Source organism: Flavobacterium sp. GSB-24, assembly GCF_027924665.1.
Classification (GTDB): Bacteria; Bacteroidota; Bacteroidia; order Flavobacteriales; family Flavobacteriaceae; genus Flavobacterium.
Window position 1 is genome coordinate 1,192,449 of sequence record NZ_AP027043.1, and the last position, 14,655, is coordinate 1,207,103.

Annotated in this window: 13 protein-coding genes; 3 read left to right on the forward strand and 10 right to left on the reverse strand. The window is 33.3% G+C overall.

Annotated elements, in window-relative coordinates; translation table 11 throughout:
• Positions 1 to 5: 5 nt before the first annotated feature.
• From QMG60_RS05400 to QMG60_RS05440, 9 genes are all read right to left on the reverse strand, one after another.
• A complete protein-coding gene (locus tag QMG60_RS05400; protein WP_281867131.1) occupies positions 6 to 1,088 on the reverse strand; it encodes a SusE domain-containing protein in 1,083 nt (360 codons plus the stop codon).
• Positions 1,089 to 1,102: 14 nt separating this feature from the next.
• Positions 1,103 to 2,611, reverse strand: a complete 1,509-nt coding sequence (locus QMG60_RS05405; RefSeq protein ID WP_281867132.1) for a RagB/SusD family nutrient uptake outer membrane protein — start codon at positions 2,609 to 2,611, stop codon at positions 1,103 to 1,105.
• Between the two features lie 8 nt (positions 2,612 to 2,619).
• Positions 2,620 to 5,832 (reverse strand): TonB-dependent receptor, encoded by a 3,213-nt coding sequence (locus tag QMG60_RS05410; protein WP_281867133.1) that lies wholly within the window; start codon positions 5,830 to 5,832, stop codon positions 2,620 to 2,622.
• Positions 5,833 to 6,022: 190 nt separating this feature from the next.
• Positions 6,023 to 7,201, reverse strand: a complete 1,179-nt coding sequence (locus tag QMG60_RS05415) for a FecR family protein (RefSeq protein ID WP_281867134.1) — start codon at positions 7,199 to 7,201, stop codon at positions 6,023 to 6,025.
• A gap of 501 nt (positions 7,202 to 7,702) precedes the next feature.
• Positions 7,703 to 8,266, reverse strand: a complete 564-nt coding sequence (locus QMG60_RS05420) for an RNA polymerase sigma-70 factor (RefSeq protein ID WP_281867135.1) — start codon at positions 8,264 to 8,266, stop codon at positions 7,703 to 7,705.
• Positions 8,267 to 8,653: 387 nt separating this feature from the next.
• Positions 8,654 to 9,310: a hypothetical protein gene (locus QMG60_RS05425; RefSeq protein WP_008466087.1), complete on the reverse strand. Its 657-nt coding sequence runs from the start codon at positions 9,308 to 9,310 to the stop codon at positions 8,654 to 8,656.
• A 118-nt stretch (positions 9,311 to 9,428) separates the two neighbouring features.
• Positions 9,429 to 9,800, reverse strand: coding sequence for a YraN family protein (locus QMG60_RS05430; RefSeq protein ID WP_281867136.1), 372 nt, complete (start codon positions 9,798 to 9,800; stop codon positions 9,429 to 9,431).
• A gap of 137 nt (positions 9,801 to 9,937) precedes the next feature.
• The gene (locus QMG60_RS05435) at positions 9,938 to 10,837 is read right to left on the reverse strand and encodes an LD-carboxypeptidase (RefSeq protein ID WP_281867137.1); all 900 of its coding nucleotides are present in this window, start codon (positions 10,835 to 10,837) and stop codon (positions 9,938 to 9,940) included.
• Between the two features lie 147 nt (positions 10,838 to 10,984).
• Positions 10,985 to 12,073, reverse strand: coding sequence for a serine hydrolase (locus QMG60_RS05440; RefSeq protein ID WP_281867138.1), 1,089 nt, complete (start codon positions 12,071 to 12,073; stop codon positions 10,985 to 10,987).
• A gap of 136 nt (positions 12,074 to 12,209) precedes the next feature.
• On the opposite strand from QMG60_RS05440, the gene QMG60_RS05445 reads away from it, so the two are divergent.
• From QMG60_RS05445 to QMG60_RS05455, 3 genes are all read left to right on the forward strand, one after another.
• Positions 12,210 to 13,307 (forward strand): endonuclease/exonuclease/phosphatase family protein, encoded by a 1,098-nt coding sequence (locus tag QMG60_RS05445; RefSeq protein ID WP_281867139.1) that lies wholly within the window; start codon positions 12,210 to 12,212, stop codon positions 13,305 to 13,307.
• Positions 13,308 to 13,431: 124 nt separating this feature from the next.
• Positions 13,432 to 13,971, forward strand: coding sequence for a 3-hydroxyanthranilate 3,4-dioxygenase (locus QMG60_RS05450; RefSeq protein WP_281867140.1), 540 nt, complete (start codon positions 13,432 to 13,434; stop codon positions 13,969 to 13,971).
• 81 nt (positions 13,972 to 14,052) lie between these two features.
• A complete protein-coding gene (locus tag QMG60_RS05455; RefSeq protein ID WP_057115672.1) occupies positions 14,053 to 14,364 on the forward strand; it encodes a hypothetical protein in 312 nt (103 codons plus the stop codon).
• On the opposite strand, the gene QMG60_RS05460 is transcribed toward QMG60_RS05455, so the two are convergent.
• Positions 14,357 to 14,641: a type II toxin-antitoxin system RelE/ParE family toxin gene (locus QMG60_RS05460; protein WP_057115674.1), complete on the reverse strand. Its 285-nt coding sequence runs from the start codon at positions 14,639 to 14,641 to the stop codon at positions 14,357 to 14,359. The two genes, QMG60_RS05455 and QMG60_RS05460, sit on opposite strands and share 8 nt — an antisense overlap.
• Positions 14,642 to 14,655 lie beyond the last annotated feature (14 nt).

Here is a 14,655-nt window from a genome sequence, read left to right on the forward strand (position 1 = left end):
TTTATCTATTTTTTTGTGATTGTATAAGTTGCTGTTGGAGGATATCCAGTAGTTGCAGGATCAACATCATTTATTTTGAATGTGATTTCATACGTACCGCCTTCGCCAACATAATGAGCGCCTGGATCATCTAAATACACAATTCCATCTGTTGTATTCTTAGGCCCGTAATTGATTGTCCAGTTATTATTTAATCTGAATTTTACATTTCCTGGAACCAAAACTGCGGTTATTTTCCATGTTTTTGTCTGGTAATCATAATTCATTGGTGTACTGTTATCCCAGCCTCCAGAAGTTCCATCACCAACAATACCCCAAGAATAAGGTGTAGCTGTCCATTTTAAAGTATTTAGATTTACTTTAACCTGATACGAACCTTCGCCCGGAAGCGCAAAATCTTTCGTACTCATGTTTTGTAGGTCGCTGTTAGTAGCACCTGCACCATAGTACTGTTCCCAATTTCTTCCCTGATTTAATTTAAATACAGGGCCATAACCTGGTTGTACCGTAACATAACCTTGATAAACACCTTTTGCGATAGCCGTTAAAGCAAGAGCAGTGTCTACATTCCATTCTCCCTGATAGGCTCCAGGCATATAAATTTCGCCGAAAACAACACTTTTTTCATAAGGAGTAACAGTCAAAGTAACTGGATATGAATAGACTTTGCGATCCATTGTTGCTTCTACGCGAACGACTAATTTTCCTTGAGTATCAATTGGAAGTCCTAAATCGACAGCAATTTTATTTAGATCCTGACCAATTAGAGTTTTGCTTAAAACATCGGTGCCAACTTCAATTCGTTTTGCTTTTAACCAAGCGTTAGAGCCGCTTGTATCTCCAACTAAATCAAATTGAAGGGCATAAGTTACTGGAGCTTCAATAGGAAAAGAAACGGATGGCCAAGAAACTAGTAATACCTGATCTTCTGCAGTGTCTTCTGTTAATAATATTGTATTGGATGAAACGCTGATTTCTGATGGAAAACTAACAGATTTTAATGTTGTTAATTCGGCGTCGCTTTCGCAGGATGAACCCAAGAAAAGCAAGCTGCCTAATATGAATATTTTATTGATATATTTTTTCATGATAGTCTTTGTTTTTAATAACCTGGGTTTTGTTTTAATCCACGATTGGCATCTAGAGCTGAGGTTGGAATTGGGAACAATTTTCTGAAAGCAGGAGAGGCAGGTCTAAATTCATTTGCCAATAAAAATTTGTCAAAACGAATCATGTCTTGTCTTCTGTGTCCTTCCCAGTTTAGTTCGAATCCTCTTTCATTGTAAATATCATCAAGAGTTGGGTCGTGATCTAAAGCATTTAACCCGGCACGCTGTCTGATTTGGTCTATGAAAGGTTTTGCAGCGCCTGGATTTCCTAAGCGTGCATTACATTCAGCCATCATTAAAATAACATCTGCATATCTGAAAATAGGGAAGTCGTTAGAAGCTCCTCCGCCCGTTCTTGGCGCTACAGGATAAAATTTCACGTTTCTAACTCCGGCTTGCGGATCTGCTCCTGGATTGTCTAATGAAGCAACCTCAAGTGTGTAATTGAAACCGCCTGGCTGTTCTCCAAATAAAAACTGTTTTCTGCGAATATCATTTACATCGTACTTTAAGAAAAATTCTTTAGGAACAATTGTACCGTTCCATCCGCTGAAACCAAATAGAGCTTGTGCGTGCGGACCATATAAACTGCGAACCGCATAAACGTTACGAGATACAACATCTAAGGTTGCGTAAATTGGTAAAATGGTTTCATCTTCAGGAAGTACATCTCCAAATAATTCATAATATTTACTTCCTAAAGGATTTGCAGCATCTGCCGCTCCTGAGTGAAGTGAAAATCCGCCTTCAGCAACTTTGTTACAAGCGGCTAAACATTCGCTCCATTTTGGAGTTCCTGTGTATACTTGAGCGTTCAGATATACTTTTGCCAGTAAAGTATAACCCGCCCATTTATTGAATCTTCCATAATAATTGCCACCTCTTGTTCCAGAAAGCAGTTCTACATTTTCGGTTAATTCTTTTACGATAAAATCATAAACTTCTTTACGGCTTGACTGCGGAATTTTATCAACAGTAATATTATTATCAGTAAAGAAAGGAACATCGCCATAGTCATCAATTAATAAATAGTAAAAGAAAGCTCTCAATGTTTTAGCTTCAGCAATTTTAGAAGCTTCGGCATTTGATTTTTCTAATAAACTAACCGCTAAATTAGCATTGAAAATAGATTTATAAAGCCAGTTCCAAGTATTGTTGATAATGAAATCTGTTGGCAGCCATTCATGTTTGTGCAAACGGGCGAAATCCTGCTGCCAGTCACCTGTATTTCTGTGTGGAATAACCTGCTCGTCTGATGACATACAGTTCATATCGTACCATCCGTTGTCTGCACCTGCATAACCAACACCAGAGGCATTATCTCTTACGAAATCACCAGGAACTTGGGCGTAAACGCTTGCAAGCGCTATATCAGCCCCTTCTGGAGTTCCGTAAAAATCTTCTGCGGGATATTTATCGTACACATTTTCGTCTATATCTGTACAACTAAAAAGAGTCAGGAAACACAAGCTTCCTGTTATCAATATATTTTTAATTTTCATGTCTTTTACTATTTAAATTTTACAGTCAAACCAAACGCCACGCTTCTGGTACGAGGATAAATTCCTCTATCGCCTCCAAAGTTATCTTCAGGTCTGCCACTTCCGCTTACGTTCAATTCTGGATCAATACCTGAATAATCCGTGATCAGGAATAAGTTGTTTCCTGTAAGTGAAAGTCTAATAGTATCAATGTATTTATCTGTGAAACGGAAAGTATATCCCGCTGTAAGATTTTCTAAACGAATGAAAGAACCATCTTCTAGCCATAAATCTGAACCATAAGGAGAAGTATAAATTCCTTGATCTACGGCACTTGCCAAGACATTCGATTTACCAATGTTTTCTAATCTGCTTAAGTTAGAACGCAATCCGTTATAGATTTTATTTCCTCCAGAACCTCTTAATAAAAGAGAAGCGTCAAAGTTTTTATATCTGTAAGATGGATTAAATGCAAAAGTATAAGTTGGTAAAGCAGAACCAGCGTAGTAACGGTCCGGACTTTTTACACCTTGATCAATTATACCATTTCCGTCGCGGTCCAAAACAGTTTCAACATTGTTTTCGTTTTTGCCGGTATGTTCTAGAATATAAAATGCTCCAATTGGTTTTCCTTTTACTAGATAAGAGTTTGCGGCTCCCCAACCCACATAATCAGTGTTTAAAGGAACGCCATTAATGCTTCCATCTAAATTTAGGACTTCATTTTTCATAAATGAAGCGTTTCCTGCCAAAGTCAGTGTGCTGTTTTGTGTTTTAATAACGTCGTAAGCAAGAGAAACCTCAATACCTTTGTTTGAAATACTTCCCACGTTTGCCTTAATAGTAGGATAAGGATAAGGAGGTTGAGGTACTGTATAATCAAATAATAAATTTTCTGTTTTAGAATCATAGACATCGACAGTTCCCCTTAATCTGTTATTTAAGAGTGCGAAATCAAGACCTAAATTGGTTTGTTTTTTGGTTTCCCACTTCAAATCGGCATTTGCATTTTGGGTGATTATGTAGTTTGTAATTGGCGAACCTCCAAAATAAGTCGTTCCGCTGCTGCCCACTAATGAAATTGAGTTTTGCGGATAAAGTCCTTGCTGGTTACCCGTTTCTCCATATCCTACTCGAAGTTTTAATTCGTCAAACAAACGTTGGTTACGCATAAATGGTTCTTTTTCAATTTGCCATGCAACAGATGCAGAAGGGAAATTTCCCCATTTATTATTAACACCAAACACAGAAGAACCATCACGACGGATACTGGCTGTAACTAAATATCGATCTAATAACGAATAGTTTACTCTCGCTAAAAATGAAGCTAAAGTTCTGTCGTTTTTATAGGTTTCAATATCGCCAGGACGAATTTTTGTCAAATCTCCTAGCTGAAGTGCATTATAAGTGGCTTTATCATTAATAAAACCTCTTACTTGTGCAAAACTTCCCTGATACATCTGATTTTGCCATTCGTATAAACCTAATACGTTTATATTGTGTACGCCAAATGTTCTCTTGTAATTCAAACTAAAGTTCGTAAGTTTCTCATTTTGTCTGCGGTTTCTAACATTTCCATAACCATTTTGATCAATGGCATAAGCACTTGTTGAAACTACAGGAAGATAATAACCTTCGGTTGTATTTGTTTTTCTCCAGCTTCCAAACCAGCTAGCCTTTAGACCTCTAGCCAAATCTAAATCAGCTTTTAAACTTGCAAATAAGTTGTCATTTTCTGCATTATTTGAAACAGATTGAGCCGTTGCATACGGGTTTAAGTATTGAAATACGTTAGGATCTGTAAAATAAGTTCCATCAGTATTGAAAACTGGATCTGTTGGTCTTACTAAATATGCGTTAGTAATTAAGTTTGAAGTATACGCTGCAGTTCCAATACTTTGAATAATGCTGGTTGTATTATTAATTCCTGTGTTTAAATTAAAAGTTAAACTTAATTTATCATCAAGTGCCAGTTGAGTTGCTTGAATACGCCCAATGTATTTTTGATTACTTGAATTAATTACAACTCCATCTTGCAAAATCGCAGTTAAAGAAGCTCTATAATTAAATTTGTCCGTTCCTCCACCAAAAGAAAGTGTATGAGTTTGTGTTAAACCAGTTTGTGTCAAAAGGCCGTACCAATCTGTATTAGAACCATGATTTGCAGATGCAGGTACGCCAACACTTTGTGCAGTGGCCCACCACTCGTCAGCATTTAACATGTCTAATTTTTTTGGAATAAAATCTAAAGATGTAGAACCAGTATATTCCATAGTAGTTTTACCTGCTTTATTCTTTTTAGTGGTAATTATAAGGACACCCGGCGCACCGCGAGAACCATAAATGGCAGTTGCAGAAGCATCTTTTAGAATATCATAACTTTCAATTTCGCTAGGGGGAACTTGGCTCAGCAAATCCATATTTCCCTGAATTCCATCGACAACTACCAAAGGATCACTTCCCCCAATTAAAGAAGAAATTCCGCGAATACGAACACTTGGACCAGAACCTGGCTCGCTTCCTAACTGTGTAATATTAACACCTGCAGCTTTTCCCGCAATTAATTGTAGCGGATTTACTATTGCACCTTGATTCATATCTTTGGCACCAATAGACGAAACAGCACCAGTTACATCTCTTTTAGATGTTGTACCGTAACCCACAACTACAATTTCTTGCAAATCGGTTGCATCTGGAAGAAGCTGAATATTGATAACGCTTTGGCTGGCAACTACTTTTTTCTCTTTATATCCAACAAAAGACACAATAATTACCGATTGGCTACTTTCAACCGTAAGCTTGTATTTTCCGTCAAAATCAGTTACCATTCCGTTTTTTGTTCCCTCTTCAATAACAGAAGCGCCTGGTAAAGGCATGCCATTTTCATCGGTAATTATACCTGAAACGGTTTGCTTTTGAAATTCAATTACCTGTGTTTTAAGTTCTGGCTTCTTAAGTATAATTTGCGTATCACGAATTTTAAATTCGGTTGGAGTTCCTTTAAAAAGTTTGTCTAAAACCACATATATAGATTGATCTTTTACAGAAATTGAAACGGTTCGATCTAAGTCGATGTCGCTCAATTTGTAAATAAATCTAAAATCTGTTTTTTGTTCAATGGTCTCAATAACCTTTTCGATTGTTGAATTGTTTAATTCAAGGGTAACTTTTGTCTTTTGGGCATAAGTATTCCCTCTAATATTAAACATGGCGACCAAAATAAGTAGTGTAGTTAGTTTCAATTTTAGGTCATTTTGGAACAATGAGTATAGAAACCCATTATTCTTAGATTTTTTTTTCATAATTTTGTTAATTGATTGTAGTTAATTCGTTATATTCAATCACTTAGTAAATCGGAAATTGTTCGCAGCTCTTTCCGATTTTTTTATTCTAGTATGCTTTTTTCCTCATAAATTTTCATTGGTTTAGTGGTTATTTAATTAGTATTTGATTGTTTTTTATGGTGTAATTAATGCCATGAATTTCATTAAAATAACTCATTACATTTTCTATAGATTCTTCTTTAAAACTTGCATTAAATTTCTCGTTCGCCAGTTTTTCATTTTTATTAATGATTGTTACGTTATAGCGTCTTTCCAGTTTTGTAATAATGTTTTTGAAAGTCATGTTTCTAAAAGTCAATCCGCCCTCTATCCAAGAAGTATAAATTTCTGTTATAACGGGTTTTGTGAAAATTGAAGCGTTTTGTTTGTTGAAACTTCCTTTGAATCCTGGTTTTAGAATAGTGTTTTTACTCGCATCAAAATCTTCATTAGAACGATACATTCCAACAGAACCTTCTACTAGGACAACATCGGTAAGAGCATCTTCAGGGTAATTAGAGACGTTAAAGTGAGTTCCTAAAACGCGCACGTTTAGTTCGTCGGCATTTACAATAAAAGGATGTTTTTTATCTTTTGCTACATCAAAAAATGCCTCACCGTCAAGATATACCTGACGATTTTGACCGGCAATAAATTTTACCGGATATCTCAAAGTTGTTCCAGAATTTAAATGTACCAAAGTTCCGTCTGATAATTCTAAACGGAATTTTTTACCAAATGGAATTTTAAGAGTATTGTAGGTTAACTTCTCAGAATCTGTTTCTTTTTCATAAACCAGTTTGTCTCCGTCTTGATTTCCAACAATATTTCCATTTTTATCATGAACCTGCACTTTTCCATTTTCTGAAATAATCTGAACACTTCCGTCTTCCATTTGCAAAACGATATCTGTGCTTTTAAAATCGAAAGGAACTTCAGCAACTTTATTAGAAAAAACTTGTTTGTAGGCAAAACCAATTCCAAGCAATACCAAAAGAGATGCAGCAATAGAAATATATATTCTACGATTTGATTTTTTAGAATGAAGTTCAATGACGTTTTCTTCTTCTTTTCCTGCAGCTAAAATATTGTTGAAGATAGAGTCTGCTTTTTCAGCCTTCATTTTTGGCATTTCGTTTAAGAGCTTTTGTACATCTTCAACTGTCGGGAAATCTTCTGTAAGTTTGTTATTACGGCAATAGGCAATTACTTGTTCTGTTTCTTCGGCAGTACATTGATTGAGAATAAACTTTTGTAAAAGCGTTTTTATTTCAGAATTTGAATTCATTAAGAATGTTTTTAGGTTCTGTGTTTATATAATACAGTTGAAGAGAAGGCGAGTACTATTCAAACGTTGTAAATTTTTAAATTTTAACATTTGAAACAGTTTTTAATTTTTTATGTAGTTGATTTTTAGTCTTTTGAAATTTTTTTTTTTTAAATAATTAATGATTAACCAGTTTGTCATCTAGAAGAATTTCCACAAAGAATAAAATTTATAGCCAAGCTTAGAAATGCTAAAGTTTATTCAATTGCCTCCAGTTTAACTGGAGGTCATAAAATGCTTCATGATACTAGGCTTTAGCCAAAATAAATAGTTTGGCTAAAGCCTTTCGTGCGGTTTCATTATAAACCTCCAGCTAAAGCAGGAGGCAATTGAATTTTTTAGCCACAGATTTAAAATATTAAAAAGGGATTTTAATCAGTTGAAATCCTTTAATCTGTGGCTAAAAAAAGATCAAAAAAAATCACTCCGAAGAGTGATTTAATGGCATTATTGTGGTTTTGGTTAGATAATTTCATCGTGAAGTTGAAAAAAACCGCGCATCGATTCGAGCGCTTTACTCATTTGGTTCCGGACCGTGTTTATCGAGATTCCGAGTTCCTGACTTATTTCTTCATAGCTCATTCCTTTTTTCCGAGACATTTTAAAAATCTGCCGTCGTTTGGGTGGAAGCTGCTTTATGGCTTGTTTTCGGAGTTTTTTGCAATCGGCTTCGCGAACTGCATAGTCACCGTATTCATGTGTTTTCTGACTTTCGTAGAAAACGGCTTCTTTCAATATAATTTCATTCGCAGCTTTATTCAAAACATTAAAAGCCTGATTTCTTGCGATTGTAAAAATGTAAGATTTAAAAGATTGTTCAATGTCTAAATTCTCACGGTTGAGCCAGACCTTCAAAAAAACATCCTGCACATTTTCCTCCGCTGCCTCTTTTGATTTTAGAAGACTGATGCTGTATCCATAAATATCTTGGTGGAATAAATCAAAAAGTTGGCGAAAAGCTTTTTCGTTCCCGTTTTTGAGTTCACTTACCAATAATTTTTCACTATGGTTGGCAGCTTCTAACAATTTAATTCGCTTTTATTTAATTCTAATGGTATTAAACTATCAAAATAAGAGGTCGGAGATCTGACTTCATGGCAAATATATAAAAATATTATTCGCAACAAATTATATATAAAAAAACTTAATTCTTATTTTCAAGTAGTTTTTTAAATAAAACAGGCAAAAAGTACTGGCAAGTCGCTTTCACGCAAGTAAGTGTCAGATTAACGCTTTTGTAAAATAAAATTTAATTTAGAATTTGACTTTTGAGAATATTCTTATTTGCGAAAAATGAAATTTAGTCGAAAATGATAATTTCATTTCAAAAAAAATCCTTTTATCTTTAAATAAAAAGACAAAAGGATTATGAGTAAGAGAATCAAAAATGATTCTTAAATATTATAAATTTGATTAGTTTTTCAAATCTTTAATTACTTTAAAAGCAACATCAACCTGATCTTCTCCAACTAAAATTGTAAATTCATTTGAAGTAGAAATTACCTCATTAATAATAATTCCTTCCCAAGCTAAACGCTGGAAAATGAAGTAATAAATACCTGGAACTACAATATTTTCTTTTGGTAATTTTACAGTAATTGAAGCTAAATTATCTAATTTCTGAATTAATTTTTCTCTCATAAAGTGTTTTTCAACTAAATGATTCACACTGCTGCTGACAACGATATTGGTTTCGTTTACGCCACGAGATGAGGTATAGAAGATATCAGATAAAGCATTAATATCAGAAATTAAATCGGCTTGTTTGTTTAGAACAGTTTCAGAAGCTGCAAAAGTGTAATCCGTAAGTTCAGAACGAACCGTGATTTCACCTATGTTTTTAATTACTTTATTGATTTTGTGGTTTAGTTTAAAATCTAGTTCTTCCGTAAGTCGTTTTAAAGACATTACAACAGCGCCTTGTTTTACTTCTTTTCCAAACTCACTTTCTAATTCGGTCATAATATTTCGCGAAAGTGAAGTTAGGTTAATAATTCCGAGTGATAGGGCATTTAATAAAAATGGTTTTGTTTTAATGTAGTTTTCTACAATAGAAGAAACAGTTTTCATAATTCTTTTTTTTTTTTTTGTATTCGGTTGGTTGTTAATTTAACATTGCGATGTTATAAATCTTTGCAAATATAAATAAAAAAACAAATTGTTACAATTATAACAATAAAAAATTATGTTAAAAATGATAAAATGCGTCGGTAAGATGTTCAATTGCAAATGATTCGCCGTTTTTATGGATGGCAACGATGTCAAAACGGATTTCAATATCTTCACCAAAATCCTTTTCCCTATCGTTTATGTAGGCATTTACTGCTTTAATGAGTAATTGAATCTTTTTTGGCTTGACAAAATCCTGCGGCGATCCAAAATCTAAACTTGAGCGCGTCTTTACTTCGATAATTGCTAAAATGGAATCTTTTTGAGCAATTATATCTATTTCGGCTTTTTGAAAAACATAATTTCGCTCTATAATTTTATAACCATTTTCCTCGAGATGTGCAGCTGCGAGATCTTCTCCTAATTTTCCTAAATCATTATGTTCTGCCATGTTTTTTTTGTTTTAAGTTTCAGGTTATTTGCATGCAAAGACGCGAAGTCGCTAAGAGTATTTAACTTGGCGGCTTCGCGTCTTTGCGAGATTTTTTATGTGGTATTCTTGGGTTTCCTTACGAGGATTCGGTGATATTATTTTTTAAAAGTAACAGTACTTCCAGAAGCAGTAACTTCCATAGAAACGATATTTCCCATAATTAAAGCTCTGTTGTCTCTAATGTGGCCGGCTGGGAAATTGAAAATTACTGGAATGTTATATTTCTTTGTCACATCATCAATAATCTCTAATGCATTTTTCCCCCACGGAACTTCATTGTCTTTCATACTTGTCATACCTCCAATGATTATTCCTTTTAGATTTTCGATACATCCATTTCGTTTCAAATTCATCATCATACGATCGATATGATAAAGATATTCATCTAAATCTTCAATAAATAAAATTTTATCCCTGCAGTCAATCGCAGACGGAGAACCTAATAAACTATATAAAATAGAAAGATTACCGCCAACCAATTCTCCAGTTGCGCTTCCTAAACGATTCATTGGAGTTGGACTGATAGAATATGAAATTGGTTCGCCAAACAAACTTGCTTTTAACGAACTCACCGCGTCTGGAGTTGCTCTAGGAACAGTTACGGGCATAATACCATGAATAGATTTATACCCCATTGTATTTAAATGATTGTGCAAAACAGTAACGTCACTAAAACCAATAACCCATTTTGGATGTTGTTTGAATTTGGTAAAATCTAATAAATCTAACATCCTAACAGTTCCGTACCCACCGCGAACACACCAAATAGCTTTAATATTCGGATTGTCTAATTGCTTTTGGAAATCGGCTGCTCTTTGTTCGTCAGTCCCTGCTAATTGATAATAGTCTAATCCGATTGTGCTTCCAACTACGGCTTCTAAGCCCCAGCTGTGGAGTAAATCTATAGTGGGTTTTAAATTGTCGTCAATATTTTTTCTGGCTGTTGCCAAAAGAGCTACAGTATCTCCTTTTTGTAAATAAGGTGGTGTTATCATGTTTTGTTGAGATTGACAAGTGAATGATTGAAAAGCAAAAGTAAGAAATGCGATTTTATAAAGAACAAAGTGTTTTTTGAGGTATTGTAAGCTTTTCATCTTCATATTTCTTTTTGCTTAAAATTATAAATTATTTTAATTCTAGTTCTAATTAAACGGTTGTACTCCATATTTTATTTCTAGTTCTTTTAAAATTAAAATTAATCCTTTATCAGCTTCTTCAGATTGAACATTCGCAAATAGAATAAAAGCTTTATCGATTGTTTTACAAATATACACTTTGGTTAAAAATGTTCCTGGATTTCCGTTATGAAATGAATACTGAATTTCCTCATTTTTGTTAATTTCAGAATTCCATCCAAAAGAAAATTCAGGTAAGCCAAAATGCATATAATCAAACTCTTCTGCAGTAAAAAGTTTTGATTTTCCTTGTAAACCTTGAAGATGCATTTGAATGAACTTACAATAATCAGGTAAATTTACATTTATATTTCCTGCTGATGAAAGCCAGTTTAACTTGTAATTCAAGGCTGGTTGTTCGGGACTTATATTTTCGTCATGTCCCCAAGTTTGATTTTCATCTTTTAAATTTGGCTGGCCAAATTGAAAATCAATATTGAGATTTTTTCCTAATTCTGCTATTAAACCCTCATAACTTTTTCCAGTTGCTTTTTCGAGCATTAGTCCTGCGGCAACGTAACTTGGATTAGACCAATAGACATCTTGTTTTTCAGAAATAGTTTTATTTTGTTTAAAAAACCAAGAAATAAATTCATAACGTTGTTCTTGTGCATTTCCTTTAATTTCTTTTTGAGTTGGTCTTTTATTTCCATACGACCAAATAGGAAGATGCGCTCTTAATGTTATAAAATCTTTTAAAGTAAAGTTGTAAGTGGCTGGATTGCTTTTGGCTTTTAATTCTGGATACAAATCAAAAAATTTAGTTTCCCATTTTATTTTACCCTCTTTAACTAATGCCGCCGCTAAATAACTTGTAATGGTTTTGGTGAGAGAACCTAAGCGAAATCTATCTGATAAATCTGCTTTAAGATTGCTGTTGATTTTTTTATATCCTAAAGCATTTATTTCTAAAACTGAATCAGAAGAAACTACGGCATAAGCAATTTCTGGAATATTGTATTTTATCCTTACACTATCAATAAATTGACGGTTTTGTTGTGGATAACATAAACTACTGCATAAAAACAAAATAAAGAATACCAGAATTTTTTTCATTTTAAAGAATACCAAATTGAATTAGCAAGGTACACGAGAATTTGAATATAAAAAAAGCAAATAAAAAAAATAATTTTTAGAAATTTCTTACAAATAATTTATTTTTCTAATTTGGACTTTTTAAATTAATCAACTTATGCGTCTTATTGTTTTCAATTTTTGTTTCCTATTTTTCTTTTGTAATATTTCAAATTCTCAATCCAAAAAATATAAAATACACACTATAGCATTCTACAATTTTGAGAATTTTTACGACACAATAGACGATGCATTTACAAATGATGATGAATGGACACCAAATGGAGCACAGCATTGGACAACAGAAAAATATCAGCAAAAATTAAAAAATCTGGCAAGAGTTTTATCTGAAATTGGTACACCAGAAAATTCAAACGCACCAATTATAATTGGAGGTTGTGAAATCGAAAATCGCGGTGTTTTAGAAGATTTAATTAAGGAGCCAAAACTGCGGCAGTTCGATTTGGGAATTGTTCATTTCGATTCGCCAGATAAGCGAGGTATTGACGTTGCCTTACTTTATCAGAAAAAATATTTTCGGCCATTTTCTTTTTCAAACATTCCTTTAATTATTTATAAAAAGAATATCGCAAAGAAAGAAGAACTCTCGGAAGATTTGGATGATGAAGTAGAAGTAAAAAAAGAAAACAATAATCGTGTTTTTACTAGAGACCAGCTTTTGGTTTCAGGTTTTTTAGAAGATGAAGAAATACATATTATTGTGAATCACTGGCCGTCTCGCTCTGGCGGTGAAAAAGCTACTAGTTTATTTCGGGAAGCAGCAGGAAAATTAAACCGAAAAATTATTGATTCCTTACAGCGTATTAATCCGAGAGCAAAAGTTTTGACAATGGGCGATTTGAATGACGGACCATTGAATAATAGTGTCAAAACTGGTTTAGGAGCAAAAGGAAAAAAAGCTGAAGTTCTAGAATTTGGCGTTTTTAATCCGTTTGAAGAAATGGCAAATAAAGGAATGGGAACAATTGCTTTTAGAGATTCCTGGAATATATTCGACCAGATTATCATGACGGAATCTTTTCTCAAAAATGATTTTTCAACATTTAATTTTTGGAAAGCAGGAATCTTTAAAGCACCATATCTTATTCAGACTTCAGGACAATATAAAGGTTATCCGCTTCGAAATACATTGGCAGAAGCAGGTTTTAGTGATCATTTTCCAGTATATATTTATTTGATAAAAGAGGTTCAATAATTTTCAGTCGTAGTCGCAGTTTTCAGTCACAGTTTTAACTGAAAACCGAGACTGTGACTGAATACTAACTAACGACTGAAAACTTTTCACTAACTTAGCTTTTCATAATTTAGTATTTAAAAAAATGGCTATAGCAAAACCTTTTAACCTGACACAATGGATTGACGAAAACCGTCATTTATTAAAACCGCCTGTTGGAAATAAAAATTTATATGTTGATTCTGGAGATTATATTGTAATGATTGTTGCGGGGCCAAATGCTCGAAAAGATTATCATTATAATGAAACAGAAGAACTTTTTTATCAGTTAGAAGGTAGTATAAAAGTCGTTATTCAAGAAGATGGTGAACGAAAGGAAATGGAATTAAATGCTGGTGATATGTATTTGCATCCTGCTAAAGTGCCGCATTCTCCAGTTCGCTCAGAAGGTTCTATAGGATTAGTTATTGAACGTAAACGTGCTGGAAAAGGGTATACAGATGGGTTGCTGTGGCATTGCGATAAATGCAACCACAAACTTTACGAAGTATATTTTGAATTGCACAATATCGAGAAAGATTTCCTTCCTCATTTTGAACATTTCTACAATTCAGAAGAATTAAGAACATGCGATAAATGTGGAACAGTAATGGAAACTGATCCTAGGTTTACGGCGAAGAAATAATAATGAAAAACCACAGAAATCATATATTTATGTGGTTTTTTTGTATGTTTGTATTAAAAATGAGATAAAAAAGGATCAATTATGATACAAGAAGTAATCGCATATAAGAATATAATAGACAATATTGAAGATTTAATGGATAAATCTCCGTATAAGAAAAATTATATTATTGAAAAAGTTGGTATTCCCAGCCCCACATTTTACAGAAAATTAAAAAGCCGGACTTTTACTGCTGATGAAGTATTATCTATTGCTAAAATACTTTCTCCAGAAGAGAATTTTATGTTAGAATTAAAAAGTGAAATTGAGCAAGGAAAGCGAGATATAAAAAACGGAGATTTTATAACTCATGAACAAATGTTAGCTAAGCTTAAGAGTAAAAATCTTATATAAAGTTTATGGGTTTTTGTCGATTATTATAAAAAGAAATCAATTCGATATGATCTTCATTAATTTGATAGTACAACGTAACGTTTTTTGAAATAGTCATACTTCGACATTTTAATTTTGAATTATATTTTCCAAGCATAGGATTGTTTTCTAATAAAGTTATGATTTTTAAGACATCTTTAATGAATTTTTGAGCTATGACTGGCGACCAAAATTGTTCAAGGTAATTGTAAATATTATCAAAGTTATACTCTGATTTTTTAGACCAAATAATCTTCATTATGAATTTGAATA

What these genes read in the sequence shown, in the direction of transcription:
- QMG60_RS05450 (WP_281867140.1), top strand. Translation starts at nt 13,432, where the DNA reads ATGGCTATAGCAAAACCTTTTAACCTGACACAATGGATTGACGAAAAC.
- QMG60_RS05440 (WP_281867138.1), bottom strand. Translation starts at nt 12,073, where the DNA reads ATGAAAAAAATTCTGGTATTCTTTATTTTGTTTTTATGCAGTAGTTTA.
- QMG60_RS05415 (WP_281867134.1), bottom strand. Translation starts at nt 7,201, where the DNA reads ATGAATTCAAATTCTGAAATAAAAACGCTTTTACAAAAGTTTATTCTC.
- QMG60_RS05430 (WP_281867136.1), bottom strand. Translation starts at nt 9,800, where the DNA reads ATGGCAGAACATAATGATTTAGGAAAATTAGGAGAAGATCTCGCAGCT.
- QMG60_RS05405 (WP_281867132.1), bottom strand. Translation starts at nt 2,611, where the DNA reads ATGAAAATTAAAAATATATTGATAACAGGAAGCTTGTGTTTCCTGACT.
- QMG60_RS05425 (WP_008466087.1), bottom strand. Translation starts at nt 9,310, where the DNA reads ATGAAAACTGTTTCTTCTATTGTAGAAAACTACATTAAAACAAAACCA.
- QMG60_RS05435 (WP_281867137.1), bottom strand. Translation starts at nt 10,837, where the DNA reads ATGATAACACCACCTTATTTACAAAAAGGAGATACTGTAGCTCTTTTG.
- QMG60_RS05460 (WP_057115674.1), bottom strand. Translation starts at nt 14,641, where the DNA reads ATGAAGATTATTTGGTCTAAAAAATCAGAGTATAACTTTGATAATATT.
- QMG60_RS05455 (WP_057115672.1), top strand. Translation starts at nt 14,053, where the DNA reads ATGATACAAGAAGTAATCGCATATAAGAATATAATAGACAATATTGAA.
- QMG60_RS05400 (WP_281867131.1), bottom strand. Translation starts at nt 1,088, where the DNA reads ATGAAAAAATATATCAATAAAATATTCATATTAGGCAGCTTGCTTTTC.
- QMG60_RS05445 (WP_281867139.1), top strand. Translation starts at nt 12,210, where the DNA reads ATGCGTCTTATTGTTTTCAATTTTTGTTTCCTATTTTTCTTTTGTAAT.